Source organism: Halomonas sp. KHS3, from assembly GCF_000830495.1.
Taxonomy (GTDB): domain Bacteria; phylum Pseudomonadota; class Gammaproteobacteria; order Pseudomonadales; family Halomonadaceae; genus Vreelandella; species Vreelandella titanicae.
The window spans coordinates 827,941-850,020 of record NZ_JWHY01000002.1; the positions used below are offsets into that span (position 1 = coordinate 827,941).

Here is a 22,080-nt window from a genome sequence, read left to right on the forward strand (position 1 = left end):
CAAAGCGCATGGCCTAAAGCCAAGCAAAGCGTGAAATTTTTACACAACAACTATACGATAAAATATTACAGTACATGATTATTGCGCTTTTCAGCAGCCTTATTCCTTGCTCTCTTATCTTGCGATTGGGTACAGCTACTCAACGAGACCAAGCGCTGACAGACTGTACCTTTGACACTGTAAGCTAAAGTAGGCACCTATGGGGATGCGATGAGTCGATTATTACTAATGCTTCTAACGCTGAATTTCTTACTCATCGCGCCGCTCTGGTGGCGTTTTGGCGAGATCAGCTCATATTTGCTCGCTTGGGAGGCGCTTATCATTGCGCCGCTCATGTTGCTGCTTCCCGTCGGTCAAGCGCGCCGCATAGTGTCCATCGGACTCGTTAGTTGGGTGATGTTGGCAACCGCCGCGAATCTAGGCGCAGCCGCCACCCAAATGGCCTTTGCCCGGCCACTTAATCTTTATCTTGATATACCTTTGCTGCGCTCAATTTATCACCTGCTAGTAGGTAATGTAGGTCAACTGTTGGCAGTTTGCGCAATGCTGCTGGGGGTTGCCCTGCTGATAGCCATCACTCTGGTTTTGGCACGCCTGATGATGCCACCCGTTGCCTACTCTGTTAAGCGCCTGCCTGGCGTGGTCGCGTTAACGCTGCTGGTCACTGCCACTACCGGCGCGGCGCTTGAACTCAATGGAGTACGGCTGATAGAAAGCGCGCGCTTGCCAGCGGTGGACACCACGCGTTTTCAGTGGCAGCAAATTACCGATACCCACGCCGCCCGCCTCGCCTTTACTGCACAGCTGGAGGCCGCACCCATGGAGGCGCGACCACTGCCGGGATTGGCGGGGCGCAATGTACTGCTCACCTTTATTGAGTCCTACGGTATCTCGGCGCTGGAAAACCCACGTTACTCCGACGTTCTACTGCCTACTCTAGCCGAGATGCAACAGCGCCTGGGGGAGCATAACCTTCACGTGGTCTCTGGCATGTTGGCCTCACCCATTCGTGGTGGGCAGTCATGGCTAGCCCACGCGACAGCCCTCAGCGGCCGCTGGATCGACAACCAGCTGTGGTATCAGCTGATGTTGGACAGCGGCCACTCCACTTTGATCGATGATTTTCGTGCCACTGGTCAGCGAACCCTCAGTGTGATGCCCGCCATTACCCTGGCGTGGCCGGAAGGGGAGGCCTACGGTTTCGATGAAATTGCCGCAGCGAAAGATATCGCTTACGCCGGGCCTACTCTCAACTGGGTAACCATGCCGGATCAATTCACTCTCGATTACACCCAGCGCTACTTGCTAGGTGAGACACCGGTGTTTGCCCAATTGGCACTGATCTCCAGCCATGCCCCATGGACGCCGATTCTGCCGGTACTGGACAATTGGTCATCCATTGGCGATGGGCGTATTTTTGCCCCCTGGGAGGATGCCGGTGACCCACCAGAAGTGCTGTGGCAGGACATTGAGCGCATTCGTGACCACTACGCCTGGTCGGTAGACTACGCTGTGAAAGTCACCGGCCGCTGGGCTGAACGTGTAGTGGATGATAATACCTTGATGATAGTGCTGGGGGATCATCAAGCCGCGCCGTTGATTACCGGTGACGATGCCAGCGCGGCAGTACCGGTGCATATTATTAGTGGCGACCCTGAATTATTGGCGCCCTTTATAAAGCGTGGCTTTGTTCCTGGCACGTTGCCTACACTCAAAGAGTCGCGCGACGTACCTAGAATGAGCCAATTACGCCACTGGCTACAGGCCGATTTTGGAGAGTTAGCGGTGGATGTAGCCACTGATGTGACAACAGGAATGACTGCTGGGGTAAGTGTTGCCTCTGATGTACGGCCAGTCACCGTTTCAAACACAATGACAAGGACGCAGGAATGATTCAGCCAGTGATTTTAAGCGGAGGCAGCGGCACGCGGCTCTGGCCGCTTTCCCGAGAGCAGATGCCGAAACAGTTTTTGCGCTTAACCTCCTCCCAGAGTCTGCTCCAGCAAACCCTAAGCCGCTTAGCCGGGCTAACCGACACAGCACCAATGCTGATGGGCCATCATAGTCACCGCTTTTTAATGGCCGAACAGCTGCGCGAAATGGATCAAGCCGCTACCCTGGTGCTTGAACCTGAAGGCCGCAATACCGCTCCGGCAATTGCTTGTGCGGCGCTATTGGCGCGCCAGTCTGGCGATGACCCGCTACTGCTAGTGCTCCCGGCTGATCATGTGATTGGTGATGTCCAGGCGTTTCAATATAGCGTTTCACTGGCTGTGTCGTTAGCAGAAGCGGGTTATCTCGTAACTTTTGGCGTTGTGCCCACACAGGCTGAAACGGGTTACGGCTATATAGCTTGCGGGGAGCCGCTGGAAGGCGGCCATCATCTGGCGGCCTTTATTGAAAAACCCGATGCCAAGCGGGCGACAGCGTTAGTCGACAGCGGCGATTACCTATGGAACAGCGGCATGTTTCTACTTCGCGCTTCAAGTTACTTAGGTCAACTAAAACGGCTCCAGCCAAATATGCTGGAAGCCTGCGAAGAGGCGGTTAGCAGTGCGCATCATGACTTGGATTTTCTACGTTTGGGTGAAGCGGCGTTTCATCGCTGTCCTGCAGACTCCATCGATTACGCGGTGATGGAGCACTGCGATCGTGCTGCGGTAGTGCCATTGGCTGCCGCTTGGAGCGATATCGGCAGTTTCGATGCGCTGTGGTCAACCGTTACGCCTGACGCGGCGGGTAATGCTACCAAAGGCGATACGTGGTTGACCGACACGCAGGATTCGTTGGTGTTTGGCGAGCACCGCTTGGTGGCCACACTGGGCGTGAATAATCTGATTGTCGTGGAGACATCGGATAGCGTACTAGTGGCCCACCGTGATCAGGCGCAGCAGGTAAAGCAGCTAGTCACATCGCTTACCCAAGCGGGGCGTAGCGAACCCTGCACGGCAGCCCAGATCCAGCGTCCCTGGGGCAGCTTTCAGGCCATGGACAGAGGCGAGCGTTATCAGGTCAAACGCATTACCGTTAAGCCTGGTGGGCGTTTATCGCTGCAGCGCCACCATCACCGGGCTGAACACTGGATCGTGGTGAGGGGAACAGCGCAGGTAACGCTAGAAGAGAGTCGCTTTTTGGTAACTGAAAACCAGTCCACCTATATACCTATTGGGGCACTGCACCGGCTGGAAAATACCGGCAAAATACCCCTTGAACTGATTGAAGTGCAGTCGGGGAGTTATTTGGGCGAGGACGATATTGAGCGTTTAGATGATGTTTACGCCCGTGGCAGCAGTGAATGACGTCTAACTCACCAAAGCCAGCTATTAGGGCGTGCCGGTGTTAGCCCTTTGCGAACATCGACCCAGCCGAGTACGCAGCGCACGCCTAGCCATACCGCTAGCAGCGGCCAGAGCAGGGTGCCGACTACCACAATGCTTAGCAAAAAGGCGATGCAGGCATAGAGCGTGCCGATCCAGAAGGTGCGGATCAGATACCGGTAGTGCTGCTGCAGCCAGGGCGCCGCTTCTTTACGATAAACATAGGCGATGATTACGCCAATCAGCAGGGTGATATTGGCAGTGACAATACCCGCTAAGTAAAGCGCGTAGATAATCTGCGGAGCGCGTATCTCATCGCGGGGTATAGGGGGGTGTGCCATCAGTTCTCTCTTTTTCAGCCTAATAAAGACGATAGTCGCGGAAGTTGGCTAGATTTTGCTGCTCCTGCACTACTTTACGGTAGCGCTTGTACTCCCATTGATACTGTGCAGGCTCCAAGGCAATCGCACTCTCGACGCTGGCATTGACGCCTGTGGCAGACTGCACATCATCGTCGCTATAGACCCGCTCGTCGGCATCCAGAAAATGGATCTCAAACCCTTTACCAGGAATACGTAGCGCGACGCCGGTGACTACCCGTGCCTGGGTGCGGGCGACCAATTTCGGCAGCAGGGTGGCGGTGTAAGCCTCGCGACCAAAGAAGGGTGCAAAAACGCCGCTGCCCCAGTCGGGCTCCTGGTCAGGTAGTATGCCAATCGCTTCGCTGCGTTTAAGCGCTTTAAGTAATGCCGCAACGCCGCGGGGGTTGGTGGGAACCAAACTTGCCCCCATACGCTCGCGGCCATGACGAATGACGGGATCGAGGGCGGTGATTTTGGGTGGCTCGTACATGGCGGTGAAAGGGAAATGGCTCGAGAGCCAAAAGTTAAGCACCTCCCAGTTGCCGAAGTGCGGGGCAAGCACAATCACGCCGCGGCCTTCGGTGCGGGCGTTATCGAGCTTGTCGCGACCGTGCACCGCTAAAATGCTGGTCTCTACCTTGTTTGGTTCCGCCATCCAGGCGTGGCCCAGCTCCAACATCGTAGCCGTTGAGTGGCGTAAACTGTGCTGACCAAGGGTTTTACGTTCAGCAATGGAGAGGTCTGGGTAAACGATCGCTAAGTTGCGATCGGTTACCCAACGCTCACGCTTATTAAAGCGGTAAACCAGGGGGCCGAGCGCCGAAGAAATACGCCACAGGCGCGCAAGCGGCCAGCGTGACAGTTGACGCCACAGCCAACTGATCGCACTGGCTTTGGAAAAACGCCTAGCGTTATTAGCCCCCTGTGGTGTCATCGTTAAATCAACCAAGTATCTACATTGGAAGGTGCGCGCTTCTCTTGCAGCCCTTTGAAACCTTTAACACAGCGAATAATGAACCACACGGCTAGCGCCAGCAAAAGTGGGAAACCGATCACTGCAAAGAGCAATATCGAGAAAATAATGCCGTACACCAATCCTATCCAGAAGGTGCGGATCTGGTAGCGGTAGTGCTCGTCCAGCCACGTAGGGCCTTTGCCCTTATAGACATAGGCAATGACCACACCAATAATCGACGTAAAACCAAGGATAAAACTGGCCAGATAGAGCGCATAAATAACCATTGCCATGGTTGTGTCGGGCTGGGAGCTCTGCTCTTCGCTTACGACTTGGCCGTCGAGTGGGGATTCACTTTCGTTATCAAGCATAACGTTTCCTTTCATTCAATTGTATAGATGCTGAAGTGGGTGATGGTGCTTGGCACATCAGTGCGCGCTATTTAAGCGCGATATATAATACCTTGATTCATTAGACTTAGCATTAACGCGAAGAGGGGCGGCAAATCTCTAGCAGGTTACCGTCCGGGTCACGCAGATAAATCGACTCAATCGGGCCTGTGGCGCCTTGGCGGGCGACGGGGCCTAGCTCTACGTCTATCGCCAGCGCATCTAAATGCTGCTTGAACTCATCCAGCGGCAGCTGGCAGCGCAGGCATAAGTCCAGGCTGCCAGGGGTGGGTGTGGCTGAAATGGGGGCAATATCGGTGTCGGTTTGATGTAGGCGAAGTGCCGTATCACCGAGCATTAAATCGACCCGTTGGGCATCGCGATAGCGCACGTCTAGGCCCAAAACACGTGAGTAAAAATCGACTGCGCGACCCATATCGGTCACGGTTACAACAAGATGATCCAGACCTGATAGCATGCCACCTTCCTTAATACGTAACGATAAGCCAGAGAATACGATGATGCGCTGCTGTCCGCTCTGTGTGGAGCCCACTACTGCGCCCTACCACCGGGATCGGCGTCGTGACTACTACCAGTGTGCCACGTGCAAGCTGGTATTTGTCCCCCCCGAGCAGCATTTAAGCGCCGCTGCAGAAAAGGCCGAATACGATAAACATCAAAACTCGCCGCATGATACGGGATACCGGCGCTTTTTAGGGCGTTTATTTACCCCGCTGTTAGCTAAGCTCGAACCCAACGCCCGCGGTCTTGATTTTGGTTCAGGGCCAGGGCCGACGCTGTCGGTTATGTTCGCAGAGCAGGGGCACTCGATGGCTATTTACGACCTTTTTTACGCCCCCGATGCCTCAGTTTTGACACAAATATATGATTTTATCACCGCCACAGAAGTTGTTGAGCACTTGGCGCAGCCCGGCAAGGTGCTTACGCAGTTGGCGGCTCAGCTCTCGCCAGGTGGCTATCTGGGCTTAATGACCAAGCGCGTCACTTCGCCGGAGGCTTTTGCCCGCTGGCACTATATTAGCGACCCCACCCATATCAGCTTTTTTAGTGAGGAGACCTTCCGTTGGTGGGCACAAAAGAATAGTTTAGTAGTGGAATTTCCTGGGCCAGACACGGTTATTCTACACAAAACGCTAACGTGAATAATTATAACGTTAGAAAAGCATTGACTTTGCCCCCTTTGGGGTAATAATTGCGCGCCGCTATCCCGGCCTGACTCGATGTGCCAGGTGAGATGACGGTTCCTGTGAACACGCTTAGTAGCGTTTTTACGCCTGTTTTCAGTCCTTTGTTTCACCACTTTTAGGCAAGACGAGGTTTTCATGTCGCGGCAACTGCTAGCCATGGCGCTGGCGCCCCTGTTAGGGCTCTTCATCCTCGGGATTGGCAACGGTTTTCTTGCCACCTTAATTACCGTGCGCTTGGATGCTGCCGGTGAGTCGGCCACGGTCATCGGTATTGTCTCGTCGGCTTACTTTATCGGTTTAGCGTTGGGCGCAATGGTGAATGACCGCCTGTTGCTGCGCATTGGCCATATTCGCGCTTACGGCAGTTTTGCCTCATTAGTGGCCGTCACGGTGCTGCTGCAAGGCTTGTTCTTCGACCCCTGGGCCTGGTTTGTACTGCGCCTTATCGGCGGCTGGGCCACGGTTGGGGTTTATCTGGTTATCGAAAGCTGGCTGCTCACGTCAGGCGACCAGAAGGTTCGCGGCCGCCTGCTGGCGCTTTATATGATTTCACTTTACGCCGCCGGTGTATTGGGCCAACTGCTGCTGGGTGTTACCAACGCCATGGGCGTCACTGCGCCCTTTATGGTGATTGGGCTACTGGCCTCGCTCTCTGTGCTACCTATGGCGATGATTCCTCGCGTGTCACCGATTATGGAGCACGCCGAACCGCTTCCCCCGCACCGTTTGATCACCCTGACGCCTACCGGTGTGATGGGTAGTTTAGGCTCTGGGATGGTGGTAGCTGCAGCGTACACACTGCTCCCGCTCTATTTACAGCGTATTGGCATGAGTGTCAGTCAGGTGGGGCAGATGATGGCGGTGGTGATTATGGGCGCGATGCTGCTGCAGTACCCGATTGGCCGTTGGTCGGATCGCCATGACCGACAAATGGTACTGATTGGCATTAGCGGTTTCTGCGTGCTGATCTCGGCGGCGATGCTTTGGCTGCCGCTCTCTACGCCGCTGTTAGCGGTACTGCTATTCTTGCTTGGCGGTGGGGTATTTGCGCTCTACCCGGTGGCGGTGAGCCACGCCGCCGACCGCGCCCCCGCAGGGGCGCTGGTGCGTATGAGCCAGGGCCTGTTGCTGATCAACTCCATTGGCGCCACGATCAGCCCGCTAATGATTTCTCCGGTGATGACCGCGATGGGCGATGCGGGTCTGTTTTGGGCCTTCGGCTCACTAAGTCTGTTCTTTGTTATGTTCTTCTCCTGGCGGCGTAGCGTGCGCCCGGCGCCTGTGCCTGTGGCACCCTTTACGCCGACTACGCCAATGACCGCTGCTGGTGCTGAGCTGGTGGTCACCGAGGAGTTGATGCAGGGGGCACTGGAGCACGAGCACTTGGAGGATCTCTCAGATGCCGTATGGGACGTCGACGCCGCTGAACCAGTGGTAGGGCCGCCTGCGGAAGATGAGAGCCATATCACTTATTATGATGATGTGGAGCAAGCAAGTGAGCGAAAGTAAAGACGGGTGAGGACGCTAATCATAGCGGGTGATACCTTGGGCTAATGGTGTGGGCAAGAGAGTGTTACTACTATCAAGGGTACACTTTCAAACAATTGTTTAATTTTCAGCCCGAGGTTCGCTATGAATGTTTACGCCGCACCGGTACGCGATTTGCGCTTTGTGCTTGAAGAGCTGCTAGCGCACCGTTCGCTTAGCCTGCCGGGCTTTGAAGAGGCCACGCCAGACTTGGTCGAGGCGGTACTCGAAGAGGCCGCAAAACTGGCCGGTGACATTTGGGGCCCGCTTAATAAGATTGGTGATCAGCAAGGGGCCAAGCGCCACTCCGATGGCAGTGTGACGACGCCAGAAGGCTTCGCGACGGCTTACCAGGCTTATGTCGAGGGTGGCTGGAACGGTATTGGTGTATCAGAAGCACTAGGTGGTCAGAACCTGCCAGAAGTGGTTGCCAGTGCGGTGCAGGAGATGCTTCACGGTGCCAATATGGCGCTGGGGCTCTGCCCCATGCTGACCGCTGGCGCTATCGAAGCGCTGGCCCATCACGGTAGCGATGCGCTCAAAGCGACCTACTTGCCCAAACTGGTGGAAGGCACCTGGACGGGCACTATGAACCTGACCGAATCCCAAGCGGGCTCGGATCTCTCCCAAGTACGCACTCGCGCGGTACCTGAAAACGACCATTACCGCATCAGCGGCCAGAAGATCTATATCACCTGGGGCGAACACGATGCCGCCGAAAATATTATCCATCTTGTGCTAGCCCGCAAACCCGATGCGCCGGAAGGCAACAAAGGTATTTCCCTGTTTCTGGTACCCAAGTTCCTGATCAATGAAGACGGCTCCTTGGGCGAGCGCAACGACGTCACCTGCGCCTCTATCGAGCACAAACTGGGCATTCATGGCTCGCCCACCTGCACCCTGAGCTTTGGTGAAAACGGCGGGGCGATTGGCTACCTTGTTGGCGAAGAAGGGCGTGGCCTTAATCATATGTTTACCATGATGAACGAGGCGCGTCACAAAGTCGGTATTCAGGGTATTGGCGTGGCCGAACGTGCCTGCCAGCACGCCTTTGCCTATGCGTTGGAGCGTCACCAAGGGCGCTCTCCCAAAACCCGTGGCGGCGCTGAATGCAGTATCAGCGATCATTTAGACGTGCGCCGCATGCTGCTCTCCATGCGCTCACGTACCGATGCACTGCGTGCGCTGGCGCTCTACTGCGCTGCCGAGTTGGATACTGCCCGCCACGCTGAAAGTAACGAAGCCCGCCAAACCGCCCAGGCCCGCGCGGATATTTTGATTCCAGTGATCAAAAGCTTCTCTACCGATCAGGCAGTGGATATCGCCTCCATGGGGATTCAGGTGCACGGTGGGATGGGCTATGTGGAAGAGACCGGAGCAGCGCAGCTACTGCGCGATGCTCGCATTGCGCCTATTTACGAAGGCACCAACGGTATTCAGGCACTCGACTTGGCGGGACGTAAACTCCAGCGTGACAATGGCGAAGCGCTCGCTGCGCTGCTTCACGACGTTTCCGCCACCGTGGAGCAACTCAATGCCGACCCCGCTTTGTCAGCGTTGGGCAGTAGTTTGGCCGCAGGGCTTGAGGATTTGAAAGCTGCCCAGACAATTGTGCAGGAACAAGGCAGTGACCCTGAAATCGGCGCAGATGCGGTGCAGGCTTACGCAACGCCGTTCCTGAACTTGGCGGGCCACGTGCTGTGTGCTTGGCAGATGGGGCTGGCGGCTCTCAGCGCCCATGCTGCCCTTAACAACGGCAGTGATGATCCCTTCTATACTGCCAAGATGCGCAGCGCCGAATTTGCCATCACTCAATGGCTGCCGGTAGGCCGCGCCCAGCGCACGGTGATTGAGGCGGGTATGCAGTGCTTAAGCGATTTTGAGGTTCACTAACGCTAATTTGCAGCTTCACGCCGCCGCCTCTTGAGGCGGCGGCGCTGTTTCTAAGCGATCAAAACAACCATTTTAAACAAACTCTTAAAACGAACGCTTTCAAAAACATCAACAAAAGTCAGGAGCCGACCATGACCGCTATCTTTGAGCAAGGCTTGCCCAAAACTGTTGCCAACCACGTGCCGCTTTCACCGCTGACCTTTATCGAGCGCTCGGCGTCGATCTATCCCGATTACCCGGCGGTGGTACATGGCAGTACGCGACGCACCTGGAGCGAAACTTGGTCGCGCTGCCGCCAGCTTGCCTCGGCGCTCGAAAAGCGGGGCATTCAGCCGGGCCAGACAGTGGCGGCGATGCTGCCCAATATCCCCGCCATGTTTGAAGCACACTTTGGCGTGCCGCTGGCCGGCTGCGTGCTTAATACGCTGAATATTCGCCTGGATGCTGAGGCGATCAGCTATATGCTGGAACATGGCGAGGCCAAAGCCATTCTGGTCGACCCCGAGTTTGCTGAGGTCATCCAGCAAGCGGTTGCCAAGCTACCCCACAAGCCGCTTATCATCGATGTGACCGATGTGGAGTTTCTTGGTGAGACCCCGAGCATTGGGGAAGTGGAGTACGAAGCGCTGCTTCAAGAGGGCGACGCTGACTTTGCCTACCAGCTTCCTGCCGATGAGTGGGATGCGATCTCGCTCAACTATACCTCTGGCACCACCGGCAAACCCAAGGGCGTGGTCTACCACCACCGCGGCGCTTACCTCAATGCGGTGAGCAATATCATGGAGTGGGCGATGCCCCACCACCCGATCTACCTGTGGACGCTGCCGATGTTCCACTGCAACGGCTGGTGCTTCCCATGGACGATTGCCGCCAACGCCGGGGTAAACGTGTGTCTGCGCCGCGTCGATCCTAAAAAGATCATGCAGCTCATTGCCGAAGAGAAGGTCACCCACTTCAGCGGGGCGCCGATTATTCTTAATGGCCTCGTGAACCTGCCTGCGGAAGATAAGCATCAGTTCGATCATCCGGTCAAAGTCACCACCGCCGGTGCCGCGCCGCCTGCCTCGGTGATCGCCGGGGTGGAGAAGCTGGGCATTGAGGTAACCCACGTTTATGGCCTGACGGAAGTCTACGGGCCGGTAACCGTCTGCGCATGGCGGGAAGCGTGGGATGAATTGCCGCTGGAAGCACGAGCCAAAATTAAAGCCCGCCAGGGGGTGCGCTACCACATGCTCGAAGCGCTGTGCGTGGCTGATCCGCTCACCATGGAGCCAGTGCCCAAGGATGGCCAAACCATGGGTGAGATACTCATGCGCGGCAATAACGTTATGAAGGGCTATTTAAAGAACCCGGAAGCCACCGAGCAGGCGCTGGAGGGCGGCTGGTACCACACCGGCGACCTGGCGGTTTGGCATCCGGATGGCTATATCGAGATTAAAGACCGCTCCAAGGACATCATTATTTCTGGCGGTGAAAATATCTCCACCATCGAGGTGGAGGACGCTATTTATGGCCATCCCGCCGTTGAAGAGGCCGCGGTGGTCGCTAAGCCCGACGAGAAGTGGGGTGAAACGCCCTGTGCCTTTGTGAAGCTCAAAGTCGGTTACGGCGAAGTCACCGAAGCTGACATTATCGCTCACTGCCGCGAACATTTGGCGGGCTACAAAGTCCCCAAAACGGTTATTTTCAGCGAGCTACCCAAAACCTCGACAGGCAAGATCCAAAAGTTCGTACTGCGTGAAGAAGCTAAAAACCATTGATAACCCTAGTGTAGCGATAATCGATAGAGGAGAGAGTGCATGAGTGACCAACTTGTTGGCGTTGTAGGAGCCGGTACCATGGGGCAGGGGATCGCTCAGGTAGTGGCTGCTAGTGGCTTTAACGTGTGCCTTTACGATGTGGCCGAAGAGCAGCTTGGCCGTGCCAAAACGAACATCGATAAAGGCTTGGGTAAGTTGGTCGCTAAGGAGAAAATCAGCGAATCGGATAAAAGCGCCGCTCTAGCCCGTCTATCTACCACAACCACGCTGAGTGCCCTAGGCGACTGCGCAATTATTATCGAGGCCGCACCCGAACAGCCTGAACTCAAAGAGAAGTTGTTTCGCGATCTAAGCCGCTTGAGCAGCACCGCTATTCTGGCCTCCAACACCTCGTCGCTGTCGCTCACTCGCTTGGCAGCGGTGTGCGATCACCCCGAGCGCGTAGTGGGCATGCACTTCTTTAACCCAGTGCCAGTGCTCAAACTGGTGGAAGTGATTCGTGCCGAACAAACCTCGGACGCTACCGTGGCCGAGATTGAAACCCTAGCTAAAGCGTTGGGTAAAACTGCTGTGCCGGTAGGCGACGCGCCGGGCTTTGCGGTAAATCGCCTGCTGGTGCCCATGATCAATGAGGCAGCGTTTATCGTGCAGGAGGGCACCGCAACGCCGGAAGCGGTTGATAACGCTATGAAACTAGGAGCGGCTCACCCCATGGGGCCGCTGGCACTGGCGGATTTAATCGGGCTGGATGTGTGCCTGGCGATTATGGACGTGCTGCAAGAGGGCTTTGGCGACCCCAAATATCGCCCCTGTCCACTGCTTAAGCGCATGGTCGCAGCGGGCTACCTAGGCCGTAAAAGTGGGCGCGGCTTCTACTCTTACGATTAGCTTGTACTGAAGGGAAGAGTGCGGCGTAAAGAAGTGATTGCCACTCAACCAAGCGTTCGCTAGGGTTGAGTGGTGTTCACTTTAATGTTCCATAACAAATCAAATAAGGAGTCCGCCATGAGCGAAGCAGTCATCGAGAAGGTTGATAACGACGGGATGGTGCGTCTGACCATCAATCGTCCCAAAGCACTGAATGCGTTAAACAGCGAAGTGCTTGCCGCACTGGAAGCGCACTTAGTAGAGCTTGAAGCTCACCCGAACCTGCGCGCCGTGCTGATTACCGGTGCGGGCGAGAAGTCTTTCGTCGCGGGTGCTGATATCACTGAAATGCGTGAAAAAACGCCCGAAGAAGCGCGAGCTTTCGCCAGCCAAGCGCTGCGTACTATTAAACGCCTAGAGACTCTCCCCGTGCCGGTGGTCGCGCTGGTGAACGGGTTTTGCCTTGGCGGCGGCTGCGAATTGGCGCTGGCCTGCGACTGGGCCGTAGCCAGTGACAACGCCGTATTCGGCCAGCCTGAAGTACTGCTGGGCGTCATCCCCGGCTTTGGTGGCACCCAGCGCCTACCACGTCGCGTTGGCCCTGCCATGGCGATTGACCTGGTGACTACCGGGCGCAAAATCGATGCCCAAGAGGCGCTGCGTATCGGCCTAGTCAATCGCGTGATGCCGCAAGCGGAGCTGGAAAGCTACGCTGAAGAGCTCACCAAGCAACTGAAAGGCAACGGCCCGCAATCAGTGCGTGGTGCCAAGCAGGCCGTTCACGATGGTATGGATCAGGATCTGGATAGTGCACTGGCACTGGAAACTAGCTTGTTCGCCTTCTGCTTTGCCGGTGACGAGCAGAAAGAGGGCATGTCAGCCTTTGTTGAAAAGCGTAAACCTAACTTCTAAACCACGCCTCATTCCAGCTTTACTTATTTAGGGGGTGGCGCTTACGTCACCCCCGTTTTATTCTCGAAACCTAACCATTACCTTCAAGAGAATCGCCAATATGCAATGGGCCGCATTCATCCTCGCCGCACTAGGTTTTGCCTATCTTCCTGGGCCTGCAATGCTGTATACCGCAGCGCAAACCCTGGGGCGTGGCCGACGAGCAGGATGGTTAGCGGTCATGGGTGTGCATATGGGCTGCTACGTTCATGTGGTGGCGGCCGCATTGGGCTTGGCGCTGCTGTTTGCAGCGATTCCGCCTGCTTATATCGCCATGAAAATCATCGGTGGGCTTTATTTACTCTGGATGGGACTGAGGCTATGGCAGCAGGGCATTCGTGCCCATAATGATGAGGTGCCGCTGGCAACCACTAAACGCGTGCTTCGCGACAGTTTTTTGGTGGAGGTGCTCAACCCTAAAACCGCGCTTTTCTTTGTCGCGTTTCTGCCTCAATTCGTGCAGCCCGAGAGCGCTATGCCGGTAGCGTGGCAACTGCTCTGGCTAGGTATCGCCACTAATGTGCTGTTCTCATCAGCGGATGTTGTGGTGGTGCTGCTGGCCAGCCCGTTGCGTGAGTGGTTACAAAAATCCCATGGCTCCTCTCGGCTCATTCAGCGCATTGGCGGTGGCGTATTAATGGGATTAGGCGGTAATACACTGGCTCAGGCAGCACGTTAAGGTGGCTGCCTAATTGATCGGCTAATTCGATTTCCCACATAAGGAGCGCTGCATGTTTGATCTCTATATTGCCAACAAGAATTACTCTTCTTGGTCGCTGCGCCCTTGGGTGCTGATGAAAGCGCTGGAGATTCCGTTTAACGAACACCTGATGCCGTTCGAGGGTGGTTTGGGTGCAAGCCATGCCACCTTCATTCGCTTCTCACCTTCAGGTTTGGTGCCCTGCTTGGTGGATGTGACGGATGAAGGCGAGCTGGCGGTGTGGGACTCCCTGGCGATTATCGAGTATCTGGCCGAGCAGCACGCTAATGTTTGGCCGAGTGATAAAACCGCCCGCGCCTGGGCGCGCTCAGCCACAGCAGAGATGCACAGCGGCTTTAGCGCCCTGCGCGACGAGTGTCCAATGAACTGCGGTATGCGGGTGGAATTGAATAGCTTATCGGCCAATCTTAAGGCCGATGTGGCACGCTTGGATGTGCTATGGCAGCAGGGGATTGAGCGCTTTGGCGGGCCGTTTTTAGCGGGTGAGCACTTCTCAGCAGTAGATGCATTTTATGCGCCTGTGGCGTTTCGCGTGCAGACATTCAACCTGCCGATTCATGAAAAATCCCAGGCATATGTCGAGCGCTTGCTAGCGCTGCCAGCAATGCAAGCGTGGTATCAAGCCGCGCTCGAAGAGCCATGGCATGAGCCCATGCACGAGGCCGATACGCTGAAAAACGGCAGCGTAACGGCCGATCACCGCAAAGCTTAACCTGTCAGACTATTCACCAGAGACACCCGGCATCGGGTACACTGACGCAAATTTCGTTTGGACATTTCCATGGCTCTTAGCGCAACGCCCTACAAAGTTGATATCAATCTGACCGATCTGGATCGCGGGGTGTATGAAACGCTGCGCTTTACCGTGGCTCGCCATCCGTCAGAGACCGAAGAGCGCATGACCGCGCGCTTGCTTGCTTATGTGTTGTGGTACAGCGAGACGCTGGCCTTCGGGCGTGGGCTTTCCGATGTAGACGAACCGGCACTGTGGGAGAAAAGCCTAGACGGTCGCCTACTGCACTGGATCGAAGTGGGTTTGCCCGATGCCGAGCGGATTACCTGGTGCTCACGTAGGGCAGAGCGCGTGTCGCTACTTGCTTACGGCCGGGTAGATCAATGGGAGAGTAAAGTGTTGCCCAACGTGGCATCACTGAAAAATGTGCATGTGGCGGGGCTTCCACAAGAGGCCCTAGCGATTATCGCTAAAGACCTGCCTCGGGCGATTAACTGGGCAGTAATGATCAGCGAAGGATCGCTGTTTATTACCGATGAAAACGGCCAACATGAAATCACTCCGCAGTGGCTGCTGCGCGACAGATAGTGATTCAACTAAGTCATTAGCCTACCAACTTTCGTCTAGTCGACTACGCTAATAAATCTAAACAAATGACAGCAGAAGGGATGGCCTACGAGCCAACCTTTGATGTTAGTGACTTAGCTCTTTTCTGTAGAAGACAGTAAAAGTATGCTTGCTATCTTTTTGCACAATTACATACAATCAACAATGTTTGTTGATGTTCTTCAAAAGTGGCCTCAAAACACAGCCCCAAAAAACACTCCCCAGGACAATCTCAAGGAACGAGCAATGAAAGATACCCCCCCTCTACGATGGCAGCTGCTACCGCTAGTGGCTGTAGTAACCCTGCTGTCAACGCTGGCACAAGCCGACGATAGTGTCCTCTCGATTAAGCACGCAAATGATGGCATGGCCAGCAGCGATGATGGCCACTTTACCAGTGGCTTTGAGCTCAATTGGACGTTTCAGCCTGAAGCACAAAGCTGGACGCAACGCTTGGCCACCGCTTTGCCCGACAGCCTTATTGGCAGCGCTGATATGGCAGCTTTTCGTTTGGTGCATCAGATTTATACGCCAAACAATATTGAGCAGCGTGGACTGATTGAAGATGATCGTCCCTACGCTGGGATTGTTTACGGCGGTATCTCACTTTACGAAGACGTGCCCATGGGCAATTGGCGCCAAGCGACTGACCTGCACCTGGATATTGGTTTGGTAGGGCCTTCGTCGCTTGCCGATAGCATTCAACGCGAAGTGCACCGCATCACCGAAAGCGACCGCCCCAGCGGTTGGGATAACCAGCTTGGCGATGAAGCCATCGTCAACGTCGCCATGCGTCGCCAGTGGTGGTATAGCTCCCCTTTGATGGGTAAGCAGTTTGCCCATGGCCCCAGCGTTAGCGCCGCTTTGGGCAACCTTTACACCTATGCAAGCGCCGGGTATAGCGTTCGCTGGGGTGATGAGGCGCCTAGCATTCCTACGCTAACGCCAAGCCCTGGTAGCCGCTACCACATGACCGGTAAAGAGGGGTGGCAGTGGTACCTGTTTGCCAGCGTAGACGGTTACTACATGGCGCAAAACCTGACGCTTGACGGCAATACGTTTAGAAATAGCCACTCGGTTGATCGCAAAGAGTGGGTAGGCGACGTATCAGCAGGGCTGGCGCTGGCCTGGGAAGATTGGCAAGTCACTTACGCGGCAGTTCAGCGCTCACGTGAATTTGACGGCCAGGAAGAGCAGGATAAATTCGGCTCTATCACGCTATCTAAGCGCTTCTAAACGGTTAGGTGAAATGAGGTGAGTAGAAGCGCCCAACGGGAAAGGAGTATTGCTTATGGCTAACAAGTATCCTCACACTCCCGATGGACGCTATTTTGTCGCCAAAAATCGGCTTTGGCGCTGCACTGACCCGCGTTTAGATGAAGACGAAAAGCGAACCCATATCAAAGCATTGATGAAAGCCCGCAGGGCGGTCAGAACAGCCCAGCAGCAAGACGATGAAGACGCGCTGCGCCAAGCCCGCAACGCGGTGCAAAGCGCTAAAGAAGCCCTCGGCGAGCGTGGCCCGGTATGGTGGGATGATGACGCCCCCGATGAAGGCGGTTTGGCGCCCCATAACAGTTCCTATGCCGAGTGGTGGGAGAGTAAACGGCAGCTCCCCTAATTTATATTAATTTATAATTCACGGTTGGGGCTTGCGGTGTTACGCTCTGCCGCTTTCCACGCATACTAAGGGCAACCTGTGAAGATCAAAGCCGACCTCTCCATTTTAGATATCATTGGCCATCTACTTGTCTGGGTGGTGTTGAGTATTATCACGTTTGGCATAGCGTTATTTTTCTTTCCCTATTCGTTTGCGCGGTTTGTCATCAATCGCACATCGCTAGTTGATGCCAGCACTGGCGTCGAGCGAAAAATGGTTTGCGATATCAACCTGTTCAGCAATATCGGCCATATCATCCTATGGATGTTGATTTCGCTGGTCACCTTTGGTTTAGGGTATATTTTCTACTTCTATCGAGTTTGGAATTACGCGTTGAATAACTCGCGGATTGAGTCAGTTTAGTTTTTCTCGTTAAACAGAACTCGGCTTGGAGTATTGATGCTGCACCGGGGCCTACGCTGAGAGTTCAAGCGTAGGCCCTTTTTTGGGTGACTAATTACTCGCTATCAGCCAGCTTATCTTGTGTGCGAAGCTCAAAGTCGCTGGCATCATGACGTTCATGCAACTGCTCGTGCGGCTCGCCAAAAGAGCGGTTGACCATACGGCCACGTTTAACGGCGGGACGTTCATCAATCTCTTCAGTCCAGCGCAGAACGTTCTTGTAGGTATGGGCTTCCAAGAATTCAGCCGCTTCGTAAACGCGATTTTTCACTAGTGCGCCATACCAAGGGTGAATCGCCATATCGGCAATGGTGTACTCATCACCCGCCATAAAGCGGTTTTCCGCCAAGTGGCGGTCAAGCACATCAAGCTGGCGTTTTACTTCCATGGTGTAGCGGTCAATCGGGTACTGATACTTTTCCGGTGCGTAAGCGTAAAAGTGGCCAAAGCCACCGCCTAACATCGGTGCGCTGCCCATTTGCCAGAACAGCCAGGAGAGACACTCGGTGCGTTTCGCCGGGTCGCTGGGTAAGAACTCGCCAAATTTTTCAGCCAAATAGAGCAGGATTGCGCCAGACTCAAACACCCGCTGGGGGGGATTAGTAGAGTGATCCATTAGGGCGGGAATTTTGGAGTTGGGATTCACCTCGACGAAGCCACTGCTGAACTGATCGCCTTCGCCAATTTGGATCAGGTAAGCGTCGTATTCGGCACCAGCTACGCCTTTCTCCAACAGCTCTTCAAGCATCACGGTGACTTTGACACCGTTAGGCGTGGCCAGGGAGTAGAGCTGAAGAGGGTGTTTGCCTACCGGCAGCGCTTTGTCATGGGTAGGGCCTGCAATTGGGCGATTGATATTGGCAAATTTACCGCCGTTGCCAGGTTCCCACTTCCAAACACGCGGGGGTGTATAGGTATTGTCGCTCATTCGTTTCCTCGCTATAAATGGTTTATCGATAATGCTGCGGCTATTATTCGTGGCAGAGGGTGATTAGCCTGATAATAAAGTAGCTCATTTTCTTCAGAGGTGACGGATGCGTGTTATTGGTGTGTTGGGCGGTATGAGCTGGGAGTCGACCCAAGGCTATTACCGAGCCCTAAACGAGGGCGTAAAAGCAGCGCTGGGCGGATTTCATTCGGCTAAGATCGTGCTGGTTAGCGTCGACTTTGCCGACATTGAAGCGCTGCAACAGCAGGGCGATTGGCACGCCGCTGGTGAACAACTGGGCAACGCTGCCCAAAGTGTTGAGCGCGCGGGCGCCGACTGCCTGCTGATTGCCACCAATACCATGCATAAAGTGGCGCCCGCTATTGAGCAGGCGATTACGATTCCGCTACTGCATATTGCTGATGCCACCGCTGAACAGCTTACCGCTGACGGAATCACTCGTGTCGGCCTATTGGGAACGCGCTTTACCATGGAGCAGGACTTTTATATCGGCCGCTTGGAAAAGCAGTTCGGTATTGAGGTCGTGGTGCCCGATCAGTCTGAGCGCGACACTATTCATCGGGTGATCTTTGATGAACTCTGCCAGGGTCGAGTAGAAGATGTATCGCGGCAGCGCTACCTGGCCATCATTGATTCCCTGCATGCTCATGGCGCCCAGGCGGTGATTTTAGGCTGTACTGAAATCGCTATGCTGGTGAACCAGCGTGATACCACAGTACCTCTTTACGACACCACCGCTCTGCATGCCCAGAGAGCGGTGGCGTGGGCACTAAATGATTAATCTAGGTAACGACGCTTAGACCAGTGTCAGGGTGACATTAATATTGCCACGGGTGGCATTGGAATAGGGGCAGACAACATGGGCTTTCTCGACCAACTGCTGGGCAACGTCTTGCTCAAGGCCGGGCAGACTGATTTTTAGCTCGACTTCGATGCCAAAGCCGGTAGGAATGGCGCCGATACCTACGTGGCCATCAATTTTCGTATCCTGAGGAAGCTTTACTTTCTCCTGGCCAGCGACATGCTTAAGCGCACCTAAAAAGCAGGCCGAGTAGCCAGCAGCAAATAGCTGCTCAGGATTGGTGCCATCACCGCCTGCGCCGCCCAGCTCTTTGGGCGTGCTGAGTTTAACATCCAGCGCGCCATCGGACGATTTGGCCTGGCCTTCACGGCCGCCAGTAGCAGTGGCGTGGGCACGATAAACAACGTTTTCAATAGTGGTCGTCATTCTGTATCTCCTGTCGGTGTTTTCATTATGAATCTGCGCTATTAACTTAGCGCAGCTTTATTTTGCGCGCAATATAAATGGTAAATAAATCTCTATGCCCTGCGCTAGAAAGCGAAGGCTATTGGTTCTTTTGCAGGCTATCACGCAGCCGCACTAAGTCCTCTTTCAGCGTGGTCAGTGCCTCGATCGATTGCTCGCTGGCATGCACCACACAGCTTGGAATATGGCACGCCTGTTCGCGCAACGCTTTGCCTTTTTCAGTGAGATAAAGCTCGACCACGCGTTCGTCTTCGTGGCTGCGTTTGCGATTCAACAACTGATCGGCTTCAAGGCGCTTGAGCAGTGGCGTCAGTGAGCCAGGATCGGTTAGTAGGCGCTTACTCATTGTGCCTACCGTGATGCCATCGTTTTGCCACAGCACTAGCATCGCCAGGTATTGCGGGTAAGTAAGTCCCAGCTTTTTGAGCAAGGGTTTATAAACTTTGGTCATCATCAACGAGGTTGAATAGAGCGCAAAGCAAAGTTGGTGATCGAGCTCTAATTCGCTACAAGATGGTTGCACAAGTATGGTTCCGATCCGAGATACATCGCCTAATGTAGCGCGGGAAGCAGTTAGTGGCTATCCCTAGACGTTGGTCGTAAGTTGGCAGTTTTGTTTTGACACGCACAAGGCGGGTAGCTAGCCTTCGCATACTCAATGTTACCGGTAACAAATTGCCGTTCATTGAATCGGCCATTAACAACATCGCTATTAACGACTCAGCTATTAACAACCCAGTCATTAACAACAATGAGTATTTGGAGACAACGCTATGACCTCTATTTGGCGCAACACGCTGACCTTAGTCGGCGCGACCACCCTGACATTTGGTATGGCCCATGCCCAAAGCCCGGAGCTCTCTGATCCGCCTGAAATTGAAGGCGAGGTAGTCGGCGACCACGGCTCGCATACTTTGCGCATGGGGATCGGCCTGGCGGAAAGCTCTCCGCAGTACCTATCCAGCCAATACTTTGGTGAGATTCTGGAGCAGCGCACCGACGGCCGCATTACGGTTAACGTTTTCCCTAACAGTCAGTTAGGCGACGACGTTCAAATGATGGAAATGCTGCAAACCGGTACGCTGGATATGACCTATCCCTCTAGCTCGGCCACCACTGGTTACGTTGAAGAACTGGCCGCTTTTGATCTGCCCTTCCTGCTACCTAGTCGTGAAGCCGCTGTAGCGGTCATGCAGAGCGATGTTGCCCAGGACATGCTGGACGCCTTTGAAGGCACCGGTCTGAAAGCACTCGCTTTCTCTGAAAATGGCTATCGTCAGCTTTCGAACAGCGCTCGACCGGTGGCTAGTCCTGATGACGTTGCAGGTCTAGATGTGCGCGGTTTAAGCGTTCGTACCATGGAAAACCCGGTACACCTAGCGATTTGGGAAGCCTTAGGTGCCAACCCCACGCCAATGGCCTTTGGTGAGCTGTTCTCCGCCATGGAACAGGGCGTGGTTGATGGTCAGGAAAACCCCTGGAGCACCATCCTGACCTCTAACTTCAACGAAGTGCAGGACTATGGCACTGAAACACGCCACGTCTATACTCCCTTTATCATGATGCTTTCCGAGCGTACTTGGGATCGCATGGCGCCTGAGTATCAAGAGTTGGTGCTGGAAGCCGCTCGCCAGTCCGCTGAATATGAAATTCAGCTGTCTGCTGAGTATGATGACTGGTCTCGGGATCAGCTAGCAGAGCGAGGAATGGAAATTACTCGCCTGGACGACGAGCAGTTAGCCGCGTTCCAAGATGCCGTTCAACCGGTTTATGAAGAGTGGGCGCCGCGTATTGGCGAAGACCTGATCGCCGACATTCAAAAGATCGTTGAAGAGAGCAGCAACTAAACCTTACGTTTAGCGCACCGTTGGGCAGGCCATCGAGCCTGCCCAACGTGTCAGTGCTTCTGGAGCTCCTATGTCACTCTCCTCTACACCCCCAAATACCCCCACGCCGATTGAAGATCCATCGGTGTATCTGGATGACCCCAATCGCAAGTTGCTGGAAATCGATACCGATACCCGCCAAGGCCCTGCACTGTTCCGCTGGCTAACCTTAGGTATGGAGTATCTTATCGGCGTTATTTTAGTGGCGTTGATTGTGTCCGTTTCTTGCAACGTGGTAGGGCGCGCGCTGTTTAATTACTCACTGCCCTGGGCCGATGAGCTGGCGCGCATGCTGTTTATATGGCTGGTGTTTATCGGGGCCGCTGCGGCGTTTTCCCGTTACGAGCACATTGCCGTTGATGCCTTAGTACGGCGCTTGCCGCTGCGCTTGGCACACATGCTCTATTTACTGCAGCACCTAATTATTACCGGCCTAATGGTGGTAATGATTTGGGGTGGCTACCAAGTGCTGTCGCGTTCAAGCGGGCGCTCAGCGATTATGGATGTGCCATTGAGTTTTATCAGCCTTTCTCTGGTGCTGTGTGTCATCTTTATTGCGGTGGTAGCGGTGTGGCGAATGTGGGTCAGCCTTAACGTTATTCGCCACTCTGAGCGGGAGCGCTAATC

At 54.7% G+C, this 22,080-nt stretch carries 24 protein-coding genes; 17 read left to right on the top strand and 7 right to left on the bottom strand.

What is annotated here, in order from left to right; genetic code table 11:
* Window positions 1-210: 210 nt before the first annotated feature.
* Entirely contained in the window at window positions 211-1,893 is a 1,683-nt protein-coding gene (locus tag RO22_RS05930; RefSeq protein ID WP_084625259.1) for a sulfatase-like hydrolase/transferase, read from the top strand.
* Entirely contained in the window at window positions 1,890-3,299 is a 1,410-nt protein-coding gene (locus RO22_RS05935; protein WP_027959800.1) for a mannose-1-phosphate guanylyltransferase/mannose-6-phosphate isomerase, read from the top strand. The genes RO22_RS05930 and RO22_RS05935 overlap by 4 nt, the downstream gene beginning before the upstream one ends.
* Before the next feature lie 8 nt (window positions 3,300-3,307).
* On the opposite strand, the gene RO22_RS05940 is transcribed toward RO22_RS05935, so the two are convergent.
* The 4 genes from RO22_RS05940 to RO22_RS05955 all read right to left on the bottom strand — a co-directional run bounded on the left by RO22_RS05940 (window position 3,308) and on the right by RO22_RS05955 (window position 5,501).
* Window positions 3,308-3,658, bottom strand: coding sequence for a DUF4870 family protein (locus RO22_RS05940; RefSeq protein WP_041157845.1), 351 nt, complete (start codon window positions 3,656-3,658; stop codon window positions 3,308-3,310).
* Window positions 3,659-3,677: 19 nt separating this feature from the next.
* Window positions 3,678-4,613 (bottom strand): lysophospholipid acyltransferase family protein, encoded by a 936-nt coding sequence (locus RO22_RS05945; protein WP_022520531.1) that lies wholly within the window; start codon window positions 4,611-4,613, stop codon window positions 3,678-3,680.
* Between the two features lie 2 nt (window positions 4,614-4,615).
* Entirely contained in the window at window positions 4,616-5,005 is a 390-nt protein-coding gene (locus RO22_RS05950) for a DUF4870 family protein (protein ID WP_022520530.1), read from the bottom strand.
* Window positions 5,006-5,117: 112 nt separating this feature from the next.
* Window positions 5,118-5,501, bottom strand: a complete 384-nt coding sequence (locus tag RO22_RS05955) for a VOC family protein (RefSeq protein ID WP_022520529.1) — start codon at window positions 5,499-5,501, stop codon at window positions 5,118-5,120.
* A gap of 40 nt (window positions 5,502-5,541) precedes the next feature.
* Here RO22_RS05955 and RO22_RS05960 point away from each other — a divergent pair, with 40 nt between their 5' ends.
* From RO22_RS05960 to RO22_RS06015, 12 genes are all read left to right on the top strand, one after another.
* Window positions 5,542-6,186: a class I SAM-dependent methyltransferase gene (locus RO22_RS05960; RefSeq protein WP_039859295.1), complete on the top strand. Its 645-nt coding sequence runs from the start codon at window positions 5,542-5,544 to the stop codon at window positions 6,184-6,186.
* 180 nt (window positions 6,187-6,366) lie between these two features.
* Window positions 6,367-7,740: an MFS transporter gene (locus RO22_RS05965; RefSeq protein WP_009287257.1), complete on the top strand. Its 1,374-nt coding sequence runs from the start codon at window positions 6,367-6,369 to the stop codon at window positions 7,738-7,740.
* A 123-nt stretch (window positions 7,741-7,863) separates the two neighbouring features.
* Window positions 7,864-9,651: an acyl-CoA dehydrogenase gene (locus tag RO22_RS05970; protein ID WP_022520527.1), complete on the top strand. Its 1,788-nt coding sequence runs from the start codon at window positions 7,864-7,866 to the stop codon at window positions 9,649-9,651.
* Window positions 9,652-9,782: 131 nt separating this feature from the next.
* Window positions 9,783-11,411: an acyl-CoA synthetase gene (locus RO22_RS05975; protein ID WP_041157846.1), complete on the top strand. Its 1,629-nt coding sequence runs from the start codon at window positions 9,783-9,785 to the stop codon at window positions 11,409-11,411.
* A gap of 39 nt (window positions 11,412-11,450) precedes the next feature.
* Window positions 11,451-12,299, top strand: a complete 849-nt coding sequence (locus tag RO22_RS05980; protein WP_022520525.1) for a 3-hydroxybutyryl-CoA dehydrogenase — start codon at window positions 11,451-11,453, stop codon at window positions 12,297-12,299.
* A 117-nt stretch (window positions 12,300-12,416) separates the two neighbouring features.
* Window positions 12,417-13,190 carry an enoyl-CoA hydratase-related protein gene (locus RO22_RS05985; RefSeq protein WP_027959793.1) on the top strand — a complete coding sequence of 258 codons (774 nt, stop codon included), beginning with the start codon at window positions 12,417-12,419 and terminating at the stop codon, window positions 13,188-13,190.
* Between the two features lie 100 nt (window positions 13,191-13,290).
* Entirely contained in the window at window positions 13,291-13,908 is a 618-nt protein-coding gene (locus RO22_RS05990) for a LysE family translocator (protein WP_022520523.1), read from the top strand.
* A gap of 52 nt (window positions 13,909-13,960) precedes the next feature.
* On the top strand, window positions 13,961-14,662 hold the full coding sequence (locus tag RO22_RS05995; protein ID WP_041157847.1) for a glutathione S-transferase family protein: 702 nt from the start codon (window positions 13,961-13,963) through the stop codon (window positions 14,660-14,662).
* Between the two features lie 69 nt (window positions 14,663-14,731).
* Window positions 14,732-15,271: a YaeQ family protein gene (locus RO22_RS06000; RefSeq protein WP_041157848.1), complete on the top strand. Its 540-nt coding sequence runs from the start codon at window positions 14,732-14,734 to the stop codon at window positions 15,269-15,271.
* 264 nt (window positions 15,272-15,535) lie between these two features.
* A complete protein-coding gene (locus tag RO22_RS06005; protein WP_041157849.1) occupies window positions 15,536-16,525 on the top strand; it encodes a lipid A deacylase LpxR family protein in 990 nt (329 codons plus the stop codon).
* 55 nt (window positions 16,526-16,580) lie between these two features.
* Window positions 16,581-16,910, top strand: a complete 330-nt coding sequence (locus RO22_RS06010) for a hypothetical protein (RefSeq protein WP_022520518.1) — start codon at window positions 16,581-16,583, stop codon at window positions 16,908-16,910.
* A gap of 78 nt (window positions 16,911-16,988) precedes the next feature.
* Entirely contained in the window at window positions 16,989-17,312 is a 324-nt protein-coding gene (locus RO22_RS06015; protein WP_022520517.1) for a DUF6693 family protein, read from the top strand.
* 94 nt (window positions 17,313-17,406) lie between these two features.
* Here RO22_RS06015 and yghU read toward each other — a convergent pair whose 3' ends face one another.
* Window positions 17,407-18,279: a glutathione-dependent disulfide-bond oxidoreductase gene (gene yghU / locus RO22_RS06020; RefSeq protein WP_022520516.1), complete on the bottom strand. Its 873-nt coding sequence runs from the start codon at window positions 18,277-18,279 to the stop codon at window positions 17,407-17,409.
* 106 nt (window positions 18,280-18,385) lie between these two features.
* Between yghU and RO22_RS06025 the strand changes: the two genes are divergently transcribed.
* On the top strand, window positions 18,386-19,081 hold the full coding sequence (locus tag RO22_RS06025; protein ID WP_041157850.1) for an aspartate/glutamate racemase family protein: 696 nt from the start codon (window positions 18,386-18,388) through the stop codon (window positions 19,079-19,081).
* Between the two features lie 15 nt (window positions 19,082-19,096).
* On the opposite strand, the gene RO22_RS06030 is transcribed toward RO22_RS06025, so the two are convergent.
* A complete protein-coding gene (locus tag RO22_RS06030) occupies window positions 19,097-19,528 on the bottom strand; it encodes an organic hydroperoxide resistance protein (protein WP_022520514.1) in 432 nt (143 codons plus the stop codon).
* Between the two features lie 118 nt (window positions 19,529-19,646).
* Window positions 19,647-20,090: a MarR family winged helix-turn-helix transcriptional regulator gene (locus RO22_RS06035; protein ID WP_022520513.1), complete on the bottom strand. Its 444-nt coding sequence runs from the start codon at window positions 20,088-20,090 to the stop codon at window positions 19,647-19,649.
* 250 nt (window positions 20,091-20,340) lie between these two features.
* Between RO22_RS06035 and RO22_RS06040 the strand changes: the two genes are divergently transcribed.
* Together RO22_RS06040 and RO22_RS06045 are read left to right on the top strand one after the other, a co-directional pair.
* Window positions 20,341-21,414, top strand: coding sequence for a TRAP transporter substrate-binding protein (locus RO22_RS06040; protein ID WP_009287266.1), 1,074 nt, complete (start codon window positions 20,341-20,343; stop codon window positions 21,412-21,414).
* Window positions 21,415-21,484: 70 nt separating this feature from the next.
* Entirely contained in the window at window positions 21,485-22,078 is a 594-nt protein-coding gene (locus RO22_RS06045) for a TRAP transporter small permease (protein WP_009287267.1), read from the top strand.
* The last annotated feature ends 2 nt before the right edge of the window (window positions 22,079-22,080 follow it).

Excerpts from the sequence above, each read along its gene's own strand:
- RO22_RS05940 (WP_041157845.1), bottom strand. The coding sequence starts at position 3,658 with ATGGCACACCCCCCTATACCCCGCGATGAGATACGCGCTCCGCAGATT.
- RO22_RS06010 (WP_022520518.1), top strand. The coding sequence starts at position 16,581 with ATGGCTAACAAGTATCCTCACACTCCCGATGGACGCTATTTTGTCGCC.
- RO22_RS05970 (WP_022520527.1), top strand. The coding sequence starts at position 7,864 with ATGAATGTTTACGCCGCACCGGTACGCGATTTGCGCTTTGTGCTTGAA.
- RO22_RS05995 (WP_041157847.1), top strand. The coding sequence starts at position 13,961 with ATGTTTGATCTCTATATTGCCAACAAGAATTACTCTTCTTGGTCGCTG.
- RO22_RS05945 (WP_022520531.1), bottom strand. The coding sequence starts at position 4,613 with ATGACACCACAGGGGGCTAATAACGCTAGGCGTTTTTCCAAAGCCAGT.
- RO22_RS06025 (WP_041157850.1), top strand. The coding sequence starts at position 18,386 with ATGCGTGTTATTGGTGTGTTGGGCGGTATGAGCTGGGAGTCGACCCAA.
- RO22_RS06030 (WP_022520514.1), bottom strand. The coding sequence starts at position 19,528 with ATGACGACCACTATTGAAAACGTTGTTTATCGTGCCCACGCCACTGCT.
- RO22_RS05950 (WP_022520530.1), bottom strand. The coding sequence starts at position 5,005 with ATGCTTGATAACGAAAGTGAATCCCCACTCGACGGCCAAGTCGTAAGC.
- RO22_RS05965 (WP_009287257.1), top strand. The coding sequence starts at position 6,367 with ATGTCGCGGCAACTGCTAGCCATGGCGCTGGCGCCCCTGTTAGGGCTC.
- RO22_RS05985 (WP_027959793.1), top strand. The coding sequence starts at position 12,417 with ATGAGCGAAGCAGTCATCGAGAAGGTTGATAACGACGGGATGGTGCGT.
- RO22_RS05960 (WP_039859295.1), top strand. The coding sequence starts at position 5,542 with ATGATGCGCTGCTGTCCGCTCTGTGTGGAGCCCACTACTGCGCCCTAC.
- yghU (WP_022520516.1), bottom strand. The coding sequence starts at position 18,279 with ATGAGCGACAATACCTATACACCCCCGCGTGTTTGGAAGTGGGAACCT.
- RO22_RS05930 (WP_084625259.1), top strand. The coding sequence starts at position 211 with ATGAGTCGATTATTACTAATGCTTCTAACGCTGAATTTCTTACTCATC.
- RO22_RS05935 (WP_027959800.1), top strand. The coding sequence starts at position 1,890 with ATGATTCAGCCAGTGATTTTAAGCGGAGGCAGCGGCACGCGGCTCTGG.
- RO22_RS05990 (WP_022520523.1), top strand. The coding sequence starts at position 13,291 with ATGCAATGGGCCGCATTCATCCTCGCCGCACTAGGTTTTGCCTATCTT.
- RO22_RS06005 (WP_041157849.1), top strand. The coding sequence starts at position 15,536 with ATGAAAGATACCCCCCCTCTACGATGGCAGCTGCTACCGCTAGTGGCT.
- RO22_RS05980 (WP_022520525.1), top strand. The coding sequence starts at position 11,451 with ATGAGTGACCAACTTGTTGGCGTTGTAGGAGCCGGTACCATGGGGCAG.
- RO22_RS06045 (WP_009287267.1), top strand. The coding sequence starts at position 21,485 with ATGTCACTCTCCTCTACACCCCCAAATACCCCCACGCCGATTGAAGAT.
- RO22_RS05975 (WP_041157846.1), top strand. The coding sequence starts at position 9,783 with ATGACCGCTATCTTTGAGCAAGGCTTGCCCAAAACTGTTGCCAACCAC.
- RO22_RS06040 (WP_009287266.1), top strand. The coding sequence starts at position 20,341 with ATGACCTCTATTTGGCGCAACACGCTGACCTTAGTCGGCGCGACCACC.
- RO22_RS05955 (WP_022520529.1), bottom strand. The coding sequence starts at position 5,501 with ATGCTATCAGGTCTGGATCATCTTGTTGTAACCGTGACCGATATGGGT.
- RO22_RS06000 (WP_041157848.1), top strand. The coding sequence starts at position 14,732 with ATGGCTCTTAGCGCAACGCCCTACAAAGTTGATATCAATCTGACCGAT.